This is a genomic window from Mycobacterium sp. NGS26 (assembly GCF_059813025.1).
The window spans coordinates 277,606-291,060 of record NZ_JCALDU010000002.1 but is presented as its reverse complement, the minus strand read 5'-3'; the positions used below and the strand labels follow the sequence as shown (position 1 = coordinate 291,060).

The window sequence follows — 13,455 nt, the reverse complement described above, 5'->3', positions numbered from 1 at the left end:
GCCCATGACAGACCAATCGACGTACGACGTGGCGATCGTCGGGTACGGACCCGTGGGCGTCACGGCCGCCAACATGCTGGGCCAGGCGGGGCTCAAGGTCGTCGTCGTCGAGCGCGACCCGAACATCTACGCCCGCGCCCGGGCCATCTCCACCGACGAGGAGGTCGTGCGCATCTGGCAACAGGTCGGCCTGGCCGACCGCCTCAACGCCGACATGCAGCCCGGCAACGGGGCGACCTTCGTCGACGCCGACGGCGTGCCGTTCGTGCGGCTGCTGCCGGTTTCGCGCGGCAACGGCCACCCGCCCCAGCAGTTCATCTACCAGCCCGCGCTGGAGAAGGTGCTGCGGGAGGGCGTCGACCGCTTCCCCAACGTCTCGGTCCTCCTCGAGCACGAGTGCCTGCGGGTGATCCAGGGCGACGGGGACGTCGAGTTGATGCTTGCCGATCTCAAAGCCGATGAGCTGCGGCGGATTCGGGCCTCCTATGTGATCGCGGCCGACGGGGGGTCCAGCCCGATCCGCGGGCAGCTGGGCATCGGCTTCTCGGGCCGCACCTACGCCGAGCGGTGGATCGTCATCGACACCAAGGTGCTCAAGGAATGGCCCGGCCACGACCGGCTTCGGTTCCACTGCAACCCGGCCCGGCCCACCGTCGACTGCCCCACCCCGCTGGGGCATCACCGCTGGGAGTTCCCGGTGCGCGACGAGGAGGACGAAAAGGACCTCCTCAACGAGGAAGCGATCTGGAAAGTCCTAGGCGGCCAGGGCATTTCGCCGGAAGACGTGAAGATCCTCGGGTTCGCCTGCTACAGCCACCACGTGCGCTTCGCCGACCGGTGGCGGGTCGGGCGGATCTTCTTGGCCGGCGACGCCGCGCACGCGATGCCGCCGTGGATCGGTCAGGGCATGTGCGCCGGAGTTCGCGACGTCGCGAACCTGTGCTGGAAGCTGGACGCGGTGCTGCGCGGGTCCCTGCCCGAATGGGTACTCGACACCTACCAGGCCGAGCGGGTGCCGCACGTCAAGGAGGTGACCAGCCGCGCGGTGAAGGTCGGGCAGGTCATCACCCAGCGAGACCCCCGCCGCGCGGCGGTGCGCAATCACGTGTACCGAACGATCAGCAAGGTGCCCGGATTCACCGCGTGGCTGCGCCAACATCGGTGGCTGCCGGATGCGCGCCATCACAAGGGTCTGCTGGCGCCCAACGGTAACGCCTCGGTCGGTTGCCTGATCCCGCAGCCGTGGGTCGTCGACGAAAAGGGCGACGCCGTCCGCCTCGACGACGTCGTCGGCGGCCAATGGGTAGTCCTGCACCTCGGCCCCGCACCCGCGCTGGACGACTGGCGCGCGGCCGGCGTGCCCATCGTGAAAGTCCTTGTGCCGGGAAGCAAGCCGAGTCCTGACAGCGTCGTCGACGCCGACGGCGTGCTGACGCGCTGGCTCGACAGGAAGGGCGCTTCCGCGGTTGTCGTGCGACCCGACGGGTTCACCTATGCCGGCGCCGCCGAAGGCCGGCCGCTGCCGCCCCCTCCGGCCGGATTCAGGGGTGATTCAAGGCGTAATTCAAGGCGTAATTCAAGACATAAAGGGAAACCCTCATGACAAGCCTCACCATGACCGAGCGGACCGTGCGCATCAACGGCCGGGACATCTTCGTCGCCGAGAAGGGCGCCGGCGAGCCGGTGGTCCTGCTGCACGGCGGTGGCCCCGGAGCCTCTGGCGTGTCGAACTATTCGCGCAACATCGACGCCCTGGCGGAGAACTTCCTTGTGATCGTTCCCGACATGCCCGGCTACGGCCAATCGTCCAAGGGCGTCGACCAAAGCGACCCCTTCGGATATTTCGCCGACCACATCCGCGGGATGCTCGACCAGCTCGGCATCCAGCGGGCGCACCTGGTGGGCAACTCCGCCGGCGGCGCCTGCGCGTTGCGCCTGGCGCTGGACACGCCCCACCGGGTCGGCAGGCTCGTGCTGATGGGCCCGGGCGGCGTCGGCCTCAGCCGCGAACTGCCGACCGCGGGCCTCAAGGCACTGTTGTCGTACTACGGCGGCGACGGGCCCAGCCTGGACAAGATGCGCACGTTCATCCGCGACTATCTGGTGTACGACGGCGGCGCCGTACCGGAGTCGCTGATCGAGTCCCGCTATGCGTCGTCGATCGACCCGGAGGTCGTCGCCAACCCGCCCCTGCAACGCCCGAACGGGTTGCGGACGCTGTGGCGGATGGACCCAACGCGCGACAGCAGGCTCAGCAGCCTGGCGACCCCGACCCTGGTCATCTGGGGCCGCGACGACAAGGTCAACAAGCCAAGCGGCGCAGCGATGCTCGGCAAGCGGCTGCCCAACGCCGACGTGCTCATCAGCGCCAACACCGGCCACTGGGTGCAGTGGGAACGCGCCGACTTCTTCAACGCGGTCACCGCCGCATTTTTGGCAGGAGATTCGCATGACCGCTGATCTGTTCGGCAATGTCCACCTGGGCTACGCCGTGATCGAAACGAACAGGTTCGACGACTGGAAACGCTTCGGCCGCGACGCGATCGGCATGCACCTCGACGAGATGATGCCCGACGTGGTCCGATTTCGCTTGGACGCCAACGAATGCCGCTTCCTGTTGCGGCGGGGACCGGCCGAGGACGTCGTCGCGCTGGGCTGGCACCTCGACGGCCACGACACGTTCGACGAGATCCACAGCCGGGTCACCGACCACGGCGTGCCGGCGGTCGAGGGCTCCGACGACGACGCCAAGCTGCGCGGCGTCGAGCGCTTCCTGCGGTTTCCCGGGCCGAACGGCTTGACGCAGGAGGTCTACACCACCGCCCGCACCGCCGCGCTGCCGCTGGACATACCGGGCAGCGGATTCGTCACCGGCGCAGGCGGACTCGGCCATGTCGCCATCACCACGAAAAGGCCGCATCGGCTGCGCGGGTATTACAGCCACGTGTTCGACGCGCGCCTGTCGGACTACATCGACGAGACGATCAACGGCATGAAGCTGAAGATCCGCTTCCTGCGGGTCAACCAGCGCCATCACTCGGTGGCGATCGCGGCGGCGAATGCGTTGCCCGTCAACCCGATTCGCACGCGCGTCCAGCATGTGAACGTGCAGGTCGGCACGCTCGACGACATGGTGACCTCATATCAGCGCGTCAAGGAGCTGGGCTTCCACATGGCCCTGTCGGTCGGGCAGCACACCAACGACAAGGAACTGTCGTACTACGCGATGACCCCGTCCGGGTTCGAGTGGGAGGTCGGGTGGAACCCGATCGTCGTCGACGAGTCCACCTGGAAACCCACCACTCATCAGGGCATCAGCATCTGGGGGCACAAGCCCGAAGGGCAGACCGTCATCGACAAGCTGGAGATGTTCGCCGCCGCCGCGCGATCCCTGGCACATCGCGAGGACACCGTCGCGGCGCTGAGCGCGCCGGGCATCGCCGACGACTGACCTGCGGGGTCACCCCATCAGCTGAGCGGCGACCGTCGCGCCCAGGTTCCAGCACGCCTCGAGGTCTTCCTTGCTCGGCTTGCTCGAGACCACCACGTGCTCAGCGGCTTTCACCCAGCCGAGCCCGGTGGTGATCGCCTCCACGGCGCGCTCGGCACCCTCGGTGCCCTCGTTGCCGTGCAGGTACAGGCCGAAGGGGCGCCCGCGCGTCGCGTCGAGGCATGGGTAGTAGCAGACGTCGAACGCGTGCTTGAGCGCGCCGCTCATGTAGCCCAGGTTGGCCGGGCTGCCGAGGAGATAGCCGTCGGCCGCGAGCATGTCGGCCGGCGCGACGGTCAGGGCGGGCCGGCGCACCACCTCGACGCCCTCGATCTCGGGGTCGGTGGCGCCGGACAGCACCGCCTCGAACATGGCCTGGGTGAACGGGGACGGCGTGTGGTGGACGATCAGCAGCGTCTTGCTCATGTGTTGCTCATCGGCGGCCCTGCAGCTCGACTGCGGTCTTCATCGTTTCCCTCGCGCGGCGGCGATCCCCCGCGTAGTCGTAGGCCCGGGCCAGCCGGTACCAGCGCCGCCAATCGTCGGGATCGCCCTCGACCTCGGTGCGCACGGTGGCGAACAGCGCGTCGGCCGCATCCCGCTCGATGCGCCCCGACGGCCGCCGCGGCAGCGCGCTGGTGTCGAGTTCCATTCCGTCCTCGGCGATCAGGCGGGCCAGCCGCTGGTGCGCGAACCCGGCCCGCAGCGTGGCGATCATCGCCCACAGCCCGATCACGGGCATCAGCAGCAGCGCCAGCCCCAGGCCGACGGCGGCGGCCCGACCCGAGGCGATCAGCGCGACGGCCAGCCGGCCGAGCAGGCCGATGTACACCAGCATTGCCGCGCACAGCAAGGCGATGAGCAGCTGGGTGCGCGTCATTGCAGATTGAGCAGCGGCTCGAGGCCCACCGTGAGGCCCGGGCGTTCGGCGATGCGGCGCACGGCCAGCAGCACGCCCGGCACGAAGGACGTGCGGTCCAGGCTGTCGTGGCGGATGGTCAGCGTCTCCCCTTCGGTTCCGAACAACACCTCCTGGTGGGCGACCAGCCCGGCCAGCCGCACCGAATGCACCGGGATGCCGTCGACGTCGGCGCCGCGGGCGCCGGGCAGGCCGGTGCTGGTGGCATCGGGGTTGGGCGGCAGCCCTTTTCGCGCCTCGGCGATCAGCTTGGCGGTCCGGGCCGCGGTGCCCGAGGGGGCGTCGGCCTTGTGCGGGTGATGCAGCTCGACGACCTCCGCCGAGTCGAAGAACGGCGCGGCCTGCCGGGCGAAGTGCATCGACAGCACCGCCCCGATGGCGAAGTTCGGCGCGATCAGCACGCCGGTGTTCGGCCGCCCGGACAGCCACGACTCCACCCGCTCGAGGCGCTCCGCGGTGAACCCGGTGGTGCCGACGACGGCGTGAATTCCGTTGTCGATGAGGAACTTCAGGTTGTCCATCACCACGTCGGGGTGGGTGAAGTCGATGACCACCTCGGTGTCGGCGTCGGTCAGCAGGCTCATCGGGTCGCCGGCGTCCACCTCGGCGGACAGGGTCAAATCCTCGGCGGCCTGCACGGCGCCCACCATCGTCGACCCGACCTTGCCCTTGGCCCCCAGCACGCCTACCCGCATGGTCTTCACCCTAGCCCGGGCCGCCAAGGTGTCCGGTTGGTGACGCGAATGCAAACGGCCAGGAAACTCACAGCCAAAATCCAGCCGCGTGTGACCTTGCGGAACCACATTGGAATCACGCTGAGCAAAAATATGCGCAGCGAGACAGTCACGAAAACGTCGAGGCAACGATCTATCGTGCCTCCGCCCGGGCTTCCGGCCTGACGGGCCAGGCCAGGGCCGGGTCCAGTGCCGATGGACCGTTGCCACCGAGTGAGGTGGCAAATGTCAACTCTGTCCCGCGCAGTCGGCACGGCGGGAACGGCCGGCCTGGCGGTCCTGGCGGCCATGACCCTGGGCCCCGGGCCTCAGGCGAACGCCGCCCCGGCACCGGTGTGCCCCCAGGGGCAGGCACCGGGGGCGGGCCCGGGGTGCGGCCGGCACGCCTTCCTGCAAGACATCGCCGCGGCCGGCCTCGGTAACAGCTACGGCGGCTCGGCGGCCCTGGACCAGGGCCTGGCCATGTGTGGCCTGATGGACGCCGGCCTCCCCCCGCAGAGCATGGCGAGCCAGTTCGCGGCGGCCAATCCGGACCTGGGCCCCGACGGCGCGGCGCAGGTCGTCCGGATCACCATCCGCGACCTGTGCCCGTGGCACGGCTAGCGAAAGAGCTTAGAGCACAAGGAGACTCGGCGCAGCCTACTTCTTGAAGCGTCCGGCGAACCCGCGCAGCGGGAGGTCGGCGCTGGTGATCAGCCCGGGCGGCGCCGCCACCACCGACTTGATCGAGTACAGCGCGGGCATGCCGGTCACGGTCATGCCGATCGACGCGAAATTGTCCGGGTTGGACAGGTCCACACCGGGTTTGGGGAAGATCATGTGCTTGTTGTAGACGCACGGGTCGCCCTTGACCTGGGTGATGTAGCAGCCCTTGATGTTCCAGCTCGGGTCGGTGTGCGGGGTCATCTGCCATTCCAGGTGCGTCTCGACGCGCGGCACCCCGTCGACGATGCCCTGGTATTTGATGTAGTTGCCGCCCAGCGAGCCCTTGGGCAGCGTGTACCAGCCCAGGTCGACGTCCTTGGTGCAGGCGCCCAGCTCGTAGCTGAACCTCACCTCGTCGAGGGGTAGGTCGAAGCAGTCCGCCATCATGAGCACGCTGTCGGCGAACACGCGGGTGTACTTCTCCAGCTTCGACGGGATTTCCGGGTCGTCGACGGGCTGGCCGTAGCCGACCTCGATCCAGGTGTCCTTGGAGTGGTGGCACGACACGTCCACGGATTCGATGGTGGTGATGTTCTCGATGTCGGCGACGTCGGCCGAGCACACCACGCCCAGGATCTGGTTCAGCCCCGGGTTCATCCCGGTGCCGTAGAAGGTCGCGCCGCCCTTCTCGGCGGCCTCGGCCAGCAGCCGGGTCACCGGCTTGCCCGACGGGTGCGGGTGGTTCCTGTCGCGGTGCCACCCGGTGATCCAGTCGGCGGTGGTGACGATGTTGATGCCCGCCTCGAGCACCTTGACGTAGAGGTCCTCGTCGGGGAACACGCCATGAAACGTCAGCACGTCCGGGCTGGCCGCGACGATCTCCTCGACAGTCCCGGTGAACTTCACCCCGTTGGGCGCCAGGCCGGCGAACTCCCCGGTGTCCCTGCCGACCTTTTCCGGCGAATAGCAGTGCACGCCAACGAGTTCGAGGTCGGGCTGGGTGGCGATCCGCCTGATCATCTCCGAGCCGACGTTTCCGCTTCCGACCTGGAAGACGCGAATGGGTGCGGCGGGTGCGTTCATGCCGTCAAGCCTTCCTCGTAGAACTGCCTGGCCCAGTTGCGGATCGCGGTAAAGCCCTCGTACTCGTCGGCGGCCAGCGCGGGCGGGTCGGAATAGCGCTGGTGGCACCAGATTTCGATGTCCTGCTCGAACTGCCGGATGACTTCCCGCCCGAATTCGGCGGCCTTGCGCTCGGCCCGGGCCGGGTCCTTGCCCGCGTCGATTTCAGGCCGACCGATGTAGACCATGAACCGCACATCGGAGGTGGACTCGTCGACGGGCGTGATCGCAGAGATGGTGCGGTTGTCGACCATGCCCCAGCTCTTGGTCACCGCGATTCCCAGCCCGCCGTTGATGGCCTGCACCCCGCTGTTGACGTCCTCGATCCGCTGGCCGTCGTCGCCCTCGAAGGTGATGGTGAAGTCGACGAAGGAGACCGGCTCGCCGAAGTCGTGCCGGGTGAACACCGGCACGATCGGCGTGTTGTGCACGAACTTGAAGTGCGCAAAGTCGACACCGTTTTCCAGCACGTATTGCGGGTGCAGCTCGAGGCTTTGCCGGTACAGCCGCTGCTGCGGGTAGTAGCCGGCGGCGCTGCTGCCGTCGCCGAACGCGGCGAACACGTCGGGCGCGTCGAAGTAGGGCTCGCGGCGCTGCACGTCGTGCCAGATGTAGACCGACTCGTTGCGCTCCACGACGGGATAGGTGCGGATGCGCCGGCCGCGGTTGGGGCGGTCCTGGTACGGGATGCACACGTTGCGCCCCTCGGCGCTCCACTGCCACCCGTGGAACGGGCACTGCAGCACGTCGCCGACGACCTTGCCGCCGTATCCCAGGTGCGCGCCGAGGTGTTCGCAGTAGGCGTTCATCACGGTGAGCTCGCCGGAGTCGGCCCGCCAGGCGACCATGTCCTGGTCGAAGTACTTCATCCTGTGCACGTCGCCGGCGCCGATCTCGTCGGACCAGGCGACCTGGAACCACCCGGTCGGCTTCATCGACAACGGCGGCCTAGCCATCAGACCCTGCCATCGAACCCTGCCATGCGAGCATCCCTCCTCGACGAATCACAGTACCCTCTATGAAAATGTTAGGCTAGACGGGTGACCGAATCCAAGGTCGCCGGCCGCCGCCCCAACCGGCGCGGCAACGCGACCCGCGAGAGCATGCTCGAGGCGGCGCTGCGGTCGCTGGCCTCGGGCGAGCCGGGCTCGGTGTCGGCCAACCGCATCGCCAAGGACATCGGCGCCACCTGGGGCGCGGTGCAGTACCAATTCGGCGACACCGACGGCTTCTGGGCCGCGGTCCTGCACCGCACCGCCGAGCGGCGCGCCGCGACGTTTTCCACGCTGTCCGCGCCGGTCCAGCCGGACGCTCCCCTGCGCGAGCGCGTCGGCGCCATCGTCGAAACGCTCTATCACGGCCTGGCATCGGCGGATTCGCGCGCGATCGAGAACCTGCGGGCCGCGCTGCCCCGGGACCCCGTCGAGCTCGAGCGGCTCTACCCGCGGACCGCCACCGAGCTGTTCTCCTGGGGCAAGAGCTGGCTGCAGACCTGCCAGAGCGCGTTCGCCGGGCTCGACGTCGACCCGAAGCGGGTGCGCGAGGTCGCCGCCCTGATCCCCGGCGCGATGCGCGGCCTGGTCTCCGAGCGCCAGCTGGGTTCGTACGCCGATCTCGACGTGGCGCGGCGGGGCCTGACCAACGCGCTGGCCGCCTACCTGGAAGGCTCCCGGGCGCGATGATCACGATCCGCGAGGCCAAGCCCGCCGATTTCGCGAACGTCGCGCGGATGCACTATCCGGTGTGGCGACGGTCCTGGTCGGGGATGCTGGCCGAGGATCTGCTCGACGTGCTCGGTTCGCCGAAGCGCTGGGCCACCGAGACCTACCCGCACGACCTCAGCCGCCCCGGCTGGTCCATGTGGATTGCCGAGCGCGACGGCGACCCGCTCGGCATGACCATCTTCGGGCCCGACGCCCTCAATCCCGACGACGTGCAGATCGACGCGCTGTACACGGCGGAGGCAAGCCAGCGCCTCGGCATCGGCGGCCGCCTGCTCGACGAGGCGGTGCGCGCCGACCCGCCGGGCGACGTGATCCTGTGGTGCGCGGAGAACAACCTCAAGGCGCGAGAGTTCTACGAGCACAGGAACTTCCGTCTGGACGGCCGCACCTTCGTGTGGAAGCCGCTGCCCGGCGTGCCCGTGCCGCACGTGGGCTACCGGCTCCCCCGGTCGGCGCGCCTCAGGCGTCGATGACCAGGCGATCGCCCTTCGCCCGCGACACGCACACCACCATCTCGTCTCCGCCGACCGCGGTGCGGCCGCGGTGATCGACTTGTCCGGCAAGCACTTTGACCTTGCAGGTCCCGCAGAAGCCCTGCCGACAGGAGTACGGGGTGGTCGGGTCGTGGTCGAGCATCACGTCCAGCGCGGACCGATTCGCCGGCACGCGCAGCACCCGGCGGGAACGCGCGAGCTCGAGCTCGAACGGAGCGCCGTCGACCACCGGCGGGGGGCTGAACCGCTCGTAATGCAGTGGCGCGTCGGCGTGTTGGTCGCGGGCCACGCGCACCGCCTCCAGCATGCCGGTGGGCCCGCACACGTACACCGCCGTCGTCGGCCCGGCGCCGGAAAGTAGTTCGTCCACGCCGGCGACCCGGCCGTGCTCGTCGTCGGCCCACACCGTGACGCGCTCCGGGGCCACCGACACCACCTCGTCCAGGAACGGCATGTAGGCGCGGCTGCTGCCGGCATAGACGGCGCGCCAGTCGATTCCGCGCCGCTGGGCCGCGTGCAGCATGGGCAGGATGGGCGTCACCCCGATGCCGCCGATCACGAACAGCACGTCACGCTCGGCGGTGCCGAGATAGAACGCGTTGCGGGGGCCCTCGAACACCAGCGCGTCGCCCACGCCGTACGCGTCGTGCATCTCGATCGACCCGCCGCCGCCGTCGGCGATCCGGCGCACGGCGATGCGGTAGTCGGTGCGCCGCCCGGGCGGGCCGCACAGCGAGTATTGCCGGCGCCGGCCCGACGGCAGCTGGACGTCGATGTGCCCGCCGGGCGTCCAGGAGGGCAGCAGCCCGCCGTCGGGATCGGCGAGCGTCAATGCGACGACGTCCGGGGCGACGAGTTCGCGTTTGGTGACCACCGCGGTCTGCGTGCGCCGCACCGGCCTGACCCGCGACGGCTCCCAGCGCGAGACCGAGGCGAGCCCGCCGAACAGCGTGCGTATCCCCCACAGCATCGTGGCCAGCCGATCGTGGTCGCGCCGGCCGTAGAGGTCGGCGGGCCTGGACGTCCAAATGCTTTCCGGCACAGTCAAACCCCTACGTCTGCCGGATATCGAAACGCGCGAAGAGCCGGATCGCCGACGGGCTGATGCGGCGCATCGCGTAGCCGATCCTGGACTCGGCGGCGATGGGCAGCACGGCCGGGCCGGTCCTGACGGCCTTGACGATGGCCCTGGCGGTGGCCTCGGGTGTGTAGTTGCGCCGCCGGTAGGCCGCGTCCGCCTTCTCGCGGGCGCGGGCCTGCTGTTCGTCCGGCATGCCCGCGTAGATGGTGCTATTGGCGATGTTGGTGTTGACGAATCCCGGGCACACCGCCGTCACGGTGATGCCCTCGTCGGCGAGGTCGGCCCGCAGCGACTCGCTGAACGCCAGCACCGCCGCCTTGGTGGTGCCGTAGGCGACCATGGACTTCGACGGCAGGAACGCCGCCGCCGACGCCACGTTGATGATCGTTCCGCCCTCGCCGCGCTCGACCATCTGCGCGCCGAACGCCCTGCTGCCGGAGATGACGCCGCGCAGGTTGACCCCGATGATGTCGTCCCAATTCGCCGGGGTGGTCTCCAGGAACCGGCCCGCCATCCCGATGCCGGCGTTGTTCACCAGGATGTCGACCACGCCGTGCTCGGTGAGGACCTGTGCGGCAAGGTCGTTCATCGCGGACTCGTCGCTGACGTCGGCCCGGTAGACCGCGGCCTCGGCGCAGGCCGCCCGGACGGCGTCCGCCGTCTCGTTGGCCGCCGCCAGATCGCGGTCGACGATCACCACCTTGTGGGCGCCGTGCCGGGCCAGTTCCACCGCGGTGGCCCTGCCGATGCCGGCGCCCGCCCCGGTGACGAGCGCGAGTTTGCCGCGCACCTCGCGCGGGCCGCCGCGCGCGACCGGCGCGCCGTCGTCGGCGGCCGAGGCGCCCGTGTTGCGATCGACCCATTCGGCGGTCAGCCGCGCGATGACCTCGGGGCGCGAGGTCACCACCCAGTGCCCGCCCTCGATCGAAATCACCCGGCCCCCGGCGGGAATCGAGCCGGTGAACCGCTGCAGGGCGGGTGTCACGAAGATGTCGCGGCGCGGCGCCAGCACCTGCACCGCGACCGTGGTCTTCGGCAGCGGCCCCGGCGCCAGGAATGGCGCGGGCATGTTCTCCCGGTACAGGTTGAGCCCGTTGACGTAGTCGGCGACCGACCGCGCCGGCTTGCGGTGCCGGCTGCGGCTGCTGGACCGGCCGATGCGTTCCAGGGCCTCAACGACTTTCACGCCCATGCGCGAGCGAAACGCCAGCTCGGGCACCACCGGGCACAGGAAGAAGCCGATGTATCCGGACGCCACCAGCTGCCTGGCAACCCGGGCCAACGTCCGGGGCGTGCGCCCGGATCGCAGGAAGGCGCCCGCGTACCGCAGGTGCGGGCCCGAGATCGAGGTGAACGAGGCGATCCTGCCCATCACGGAATCGCCCATCACCGAATCAGCCGTGACCGCCGCCCAGGCCTGGATCGAGCCCCAGTCGTGGGCCAGCAGGTGCACCCGCTCGACGCCCAGGCTGTCGATCACGGCGACGAGGTCGGACACCAGCTGCCCGAACGCGTACCCGGATCGTGTTGCGGGACGCGACGATTCGCCGGCCCCGCGCACGTCGTAGGCGACGACGTTGTACCGGTCCCGGTAGCGCTCGGCGAACTCCTCGGCGACCGCGTCCCACACGTGGTGGTTGTCGGGATAGCCGTGAATGGCCAGGATGGTCGGGCGTGCCGGGTCGATGTCGGTGTAGGAGTGCACCGCCAGGTCGACGCCGGCGGACCCGGTGACGTGCGACGTGATGCCGGAGGTTCCGGTCATGGGTCAGTGCGAGGCGCGGGCGGCCGGCGAGACGGCCAGGTAGTCGACCGCCAGGCCCAGCCCGCCCAGCTGTGACGGGTGGAACCCCGGCCGGTAGTAGCTCCCCACCACCCGGATGAACCGCCGCGGCCCCGGCACCAGGCCGCGGCGCGCCGCGCGGAAGTAGTCGCGCCAGCGCGGCTTGGTCCCGGGCGGCAGCTGCGGGTCCACCGAGTACATGAACCGCACCCCGCGGATCCACAGCCACAGCATCGCCGGGCTGACCACCAGCTGGGTGCGCACCTGCCGCAAATACCCGGCCCGCAGGTGCTTCATGGTGTCGAAGGCCACCGCCTTGTGCTCGACCTCCTCGGCGCCGTGCCAGCGCAGCATGTCCAGCATCGTTTTGTCGGTGCCGATCTCGTCGTGGGCCGGGGAGTCAAGGATCCACTCGCCCAGGATCGCGGTGTAGTGCTCGATCGCCGACACGAAGGAGATCTGCTCCAGCAGCCAGCTGTGCTGTCGGCGCGCGCTCCACCGCGGCCGCTCGCCCAGCAACTTCTCGAACAGCCACTTGATCTGGTCGGTGTAGGGCGTCACGTCGATGCCCCGGGCGGCAAAGTGGTCCAGCACTCCGGCGTGCGCCTGGGAGTGCACCGCCTCCTGGCCGATGAATCCCTGCACGTCGAGCCGCAGCTGGTCGTCCTTGATCAGGGGCAACGCCTTCTTGAAGACCTCGACGAAGAACTCCTCGCCCGCGGGCAGCAGCAGGTGCAGCACGTCCAGGACGTGGGTGGCAAAAGGTTCGCCGGGCACGTAGTGCAACGGCAGCTTCGCCCAGTCGAACTCGACGTCGCGCGCCTCGAGGACGAGGCGTTCGTGGTCCAGCGATGCCCCGGACCGACCATAGTGTGGACCGGCTGCCTGGTCGTCGACGGTGAACATCATGACCCCCTACCTGCGGTTACACGCGTTTGGCAAGTATAGTGACACCGCCCAACATATGCGAAACCGCCGGTACCGGGTTTTTTATCCCCCGGGGTTTTCGGCGCGCTGCTTGAGGCGTTGCAGGGTGAGCCGGATGTGCTCGGTGTTGGCGGCCACCCGATCGCCGACGCCGGTGGCCCTGCCGGCGATCTTGCGGAACCAGCCCGGCCGGCGGTCCCAGGTGCTCTCGGTGACGCGGCAGCCGCCGTCGGCCGAGACGATGTCGTATTGCCAGCGTGCGATGGGCAAGACGGTGTGTCGCACCTCGAACGCGAACAGCCGGCCCGGTTCGGCGTCGGTGACGGTGCACTTGGTGGTCCACCGCTTCCCGCCATTTCGGTTGTGGCCCGCGAACACCGCGCCCCGGCGCGCGGAATCGCCCTTGCGCCACTCCATGGCGTACGCCTCCTCGGCAAGCGACGCCAGCGTCGGCAGGTCGGTGATGAGCCCATAGACGACGTCGGGGTGGGCGTCGATCGCAACGGTGGCCGACACGCTCGGGTCGCTCATTCGAG

At 69.4% G+C, this 13,455-nt stretch carries 15 protein-coding genes; 6 read left to right on the top strand and 9 right to left on the bottom strand.

Annotation, left to right across the window (positions count from 1 at the left end):
* The first annotated feature begins 4 nt into the window (after positions 1 to 4).
* The 3 genes from AC5Y6X_RS07465 to AC5Y6X_RS07455 are packed head-to-tail and all read left to right on the top strand — an operon-like array spanning position 5 to position 3,451.
* Entirely contained in the window at positions 5 to 1,603 is a 1,599-nt protein-coding gene (locus AC5Y6X_RS07465) for a bifunctional 3-(3-hydroxy-phenyl)propionate/3-hydroxycinnamic acid hydroxylase (RefSeq protein WP_499985626.1), read from the top strand.
* Positions 1,600 to 2,460: an alpha/beta fold hydrolase gene (locus AC5Y6X_RS07460; RefSeq protein ID WP_499985625.1), complete on the top strand. Its 861-nt coding sequence runs from the start codon at positions 1,600 to 1,602 to the stop codon at positions 2,458 to 2,460. Before AC5Y6X_RS07465 ends, AC5Y6X_RS07460 begins: the two co-directional genes overlap by 4 nt.
* On the top strand, positions 2,450 to 3,451 hold the full coding sequence (locus tag AC5Y6X_RS07455) for a VOC family protein (protein WP_499985623.1): 1,002 nt from the start codon (positions 2,450 to 2,452) through the stop codon (positions 3,449 to 3,451). Before AC5Y6X_RS07460 ends, AC5Y6X_RS07455 begins: the two co-directional genes overlap by 11 nt.
* A 9-nt stretch (positions 3,452 to 3,460) precedes the next feature.
* Here the strand turns inward: AC5Y6X_RS07455 and AC5Y6X_RS07450 are convergent, their stop codons facing one another.
* Genes AC5Y6X_RS07450 through dapB form a run of 3 tightly spaced genes read right to left on the bottom strand, consistent with a single transcriptional unit; the run spans position 3,461 to position 5,104 of the window.
* Positions 3,461 to 3,916 (bottom strand): flavodoxin family protein, encoded by a 456-nt coding sequence (locus AC5Y6X_RS07450; RefSeq protein ID WP_499985621.1) that lies wholly within the window; start codon positions 3,914 to 3,916, stop codon positions 3,461 to 3,463.
* A 7-nt stretch (positions 3,917 to 3,923) separates the two neighbouring features.
* A complete protein-coding gene (locus AC5Y6X_RS07445; protein ID WP_499985619.1) occupies positions 3,924 to 4,370 on the bottom strand; it encodes a hypothetical protein in 447 nt (148 codons plus the stop codon).
* Entirely contained in the window at positions 4,367 to 5,104 is a 738-nt protein-coding gene (dapB, locus tag AC5Y6X_RS07440; RefSeq protein WP_499985618.1) for a 4-hydroxy-tetrahydrodipicolinate reductase, read from the bottom strand. Before dapB ends, AC5Y6X_RS07445 begins: the two co-directional genes overlap by 4 nt.
* Before the next feature lie 264 nt (positions 5,105 to 5,368).
* Here dapB and AC5Y6X_RS07435 point away from each other — a divergent pair, with 264 nt between their 5' ends.
* Positions 5,369 to 5,746, top strand: a complete 378-nt coding sequence (locus tag AC5Y6X_RS07435; protein WP_499985617.1) for a DUF732 domain-containing protein — start codon at positions 5,369 to 5,371, stop codon at positions 5,744 to 5,746.
* A gap of 36 nt (positions 5,747 to 5,782) precedes the next feature.
* On the opposite strand, the gene AC5Y6X_RS07430 is transcribed toward AC5Y6X_RS07435, so the two are convergent.
* Positions 5,783 to 6,871 carry an NAD(P)H-dependent amine dehydrogenase family protein gene (locus AC5Y6X_RS07430; RefSeq protein WP_499985615.1) on the bottom strand — a complete coding sequence of 363 codons (1,089 nt, stop codon included), beginning with the start codon at positions 6,869 to 6,871 and terminating at the stop codon, positions 5,783 to 5,785.
* Positions 6,868 to 7,866, bottom strand: coding sequence for an aromatic ring-hydroxylating dioxygenase subunit alpha (locus tag AC5Y6X_RS07425; protein ID WP_499985613.1), 999 nt, complete (start codon positions 7,864 to 7,866; stop codon positions 6,868 to 6,870). The genes AC5Y6X_RS07430 and AC5Y6X_RS07425 overlap by 4 nt, the downstream gene beginning before the upstream one ends.
* A 147-nt stretch (positions 7,867 to 8,013) precedes the next feature.
* On the opposite strand from AC5Y6X_RS07425, the gene AC5Y6X_RS07420 reads away from it, so the two are divergent.
* Both AC5Y6X_RS07420 and AC5Y6X_RS07415 read left to right on the top strand, forming a co-directional pair.
* Entirely contained in the window at positions 8,014 to 8,592 is a 579-nt protein-coding gene (locus tag AC5Y6X_RS07420; RefSeq protein ID WP_499986465.1) for a TetR/AcrR family transcriptional regulator, read from the top strand.
* Positions 8,589 to 9,107, top strand: a complete 519-nt coding sequence (locus tag AC5Y6X_RS07415) for a GNAT family N-acetyltransferase (RefSeq protein WP_499985611.1) — start codon at positions 8,589 to 8,591, stop codon at positions 9,105 to 9,107. Before AC5Y6X_RS07420 ends, AC5Y6X_RS07415 begins: the two co-directional genes overlap by 4 nt.
* On the opposite strand, the gene AC5Y6X_RS07410 is transcribed toward AC5Y6X_RS07415, so the two are convergent.
* The 4 genes from AC5Y6X_RS07410 to AC5Y6X_RS07395 form a co-directional block, all read right to left on the bottom strand.
* Complete coding sequence (locus tag AC5Y6X_RS07410) at positions 9,094 to 10,176, bottom strand: PDR/VanB family oxidoreductase (RefSeq protein WP_499985610.1); 1,083 nt, start codon at positions 10,174 to 10,176, stop codon at positions 9,094 to 9,096. The two genes, AC5Y6X_RS07415 and AC5Y6X_RS07410, sit on opposite strands and share 14 nt — an antisense overlap.
* Positions 10,177 to 10,180: 4 nt before the next feature.
* Positions 10,181 to 11,974, bottom strand: a complete 1,794-nt coding sequence (locus tag AC5Y6X_RS07405; RefSeq protein ID WP_499985609.1) for an SDR family oxidoreductase — start codon at positions 11,972 to 11,974, stop codon at positions 10,181 to 10,183.
* 3 nt (positions 11,975 to 11,977) lie between these two features.
* Positions 11,978 to 12,901 carry a metal-dependent hydrolase gene (locus AC5Y6X_RS07400; protein WP_499985607.1) on the bottom strand — a complete coding sequence of 308 codons (924 nt, stop codon included), beginning with the start codon at positions 12,899 to 12,901 and terminating at the stop codon, positions 11,978 to 11,980.
* An 81-nt stretch (positions 12,902 to 12,982) separates the two neighbouring features.
* Complete coding sequence (locus AC5Y6X_RS07395; protein ID WP_499985606.1) at positions 12,983 to 13,450, bottom strand: SRPBCC family protein; 468 nt, start codon at positions 13,448 to 13,450, stop codon at positions 12,983 to 12,985.
* Between the last annotated feature and the right edge of the window lie 5 nt (positions 13,451 to 13,455).

What these genes read in the sequence shown, in the direction of transcription:
- AC5Y6X_RS07465 (WP_499985626.1), top strand. Translation starts at nt 5, where the DNA reads ATGACAGACCAATCGACGTACGACGTGGCGATCGTCGGGTACGGACCC.
- dapB (WP_499985618.1), bottom strand. Translation starts at nt 5,104, where the DNA reads ATGCGGGTAGGCGTGCTGGGGGCCAAGGGCAAGGTCGGGTCGACGATG.
- AC5Y6X_RS07395 (WP_499985606.1), bottom strand. Translation starts at nt 13,450, where the DNA reads ATGAGCGACCCGAGCGTGTCGGCCACCGTTGCGATCGACGCCCACCCC.
- AC5Y6X_RS07455 (WP_499985623.1), top strand. Translation starts at nt 2,450, where the DNA reads ATGACCGCTGATCTGTTCGGCAATGTCCACCTGGGCTACGCCGTGATC.
- AC5Y6X_RS07420 (WP_499986465.1), top strand. Translation starts at nt 8,014, where the DNA reads ATGCTCGAGGCGGCGCTGCGGTCGCTGGCCTCGGGCGAGCCGGGCTCG.
- AC5Y6X_RS07415 (WP_499985611.1), top strand. Translation starts at nt 8,589, where the DNA reads ATGATCACGATCCGCGAGGCCAAGCCCGCCGATTTCGCGAACGTCGCG.
- AC5Y6X_RS07435 (WP_499985617.1), top strand. Translation starts at nt 5,369, where the DNA reads ATGTCAACTCTGTCCCGCGCAGTCGGCACGGCGGGAACGGCCGGCCTG.
- AC5Y6X_RS07430 (WP_499985615.1), bottom strand. Translation starts at nt 6,871, where the DNA reads ATGAACGCACCCGCCGCACCCATTCGCGTCTTCCAGGTCGGAAGCGGA.
- AC5Y6X_RS07450 (WP_499985621.1), bottom strand. Translation starts at nt 3,916, where the DNA reads ATGAGCAAGACGCTGCTGATCGTCCACCACACGCCGTCCCCGTTCACC.
- AC5Y6X_RS07445 (WP_499985619.1), bottom strand. Translation starts at nt 4,370, where the DNA reads ATGACGCGCACCCAGCTGCTCATCGCCTTGCTGTGCGCGGCAATGCTG.
- AC5Y6X_RS07400 (WP_499985607.1), bottom strand. Translation starts at nt 12,901, where the DNA reads ATGATGTTCACCGTCGACGACCAGGCAGCCGGTCCACACTATGGTCGG.
- AC5Y6X_RS07405 (WP_499985609.1), bottom strand. Translation starts at nt 11,974, where the DNA reads ATGACCGGAACCTCCGGCATCACGTCGCACGTCACCGGGTCCGCCGGC.
- AC5Y6X_RS07460 (WP_499985625.1), top strand. Translation starts at nt 1,600, where the DNA reads ATGACAAGCCTCACCATGACCGAGCGGACCGTGCGCATCAACGGCCGG.
- AC5Y6X_RS07425 (WP_499985613.1), bottom strand. Translation starts at nt 7,866, where the DNA reads ATGGCTAGGCCGCCGTTGTCGATGAAGCCGACCGGGTGGTTCCAGGTC.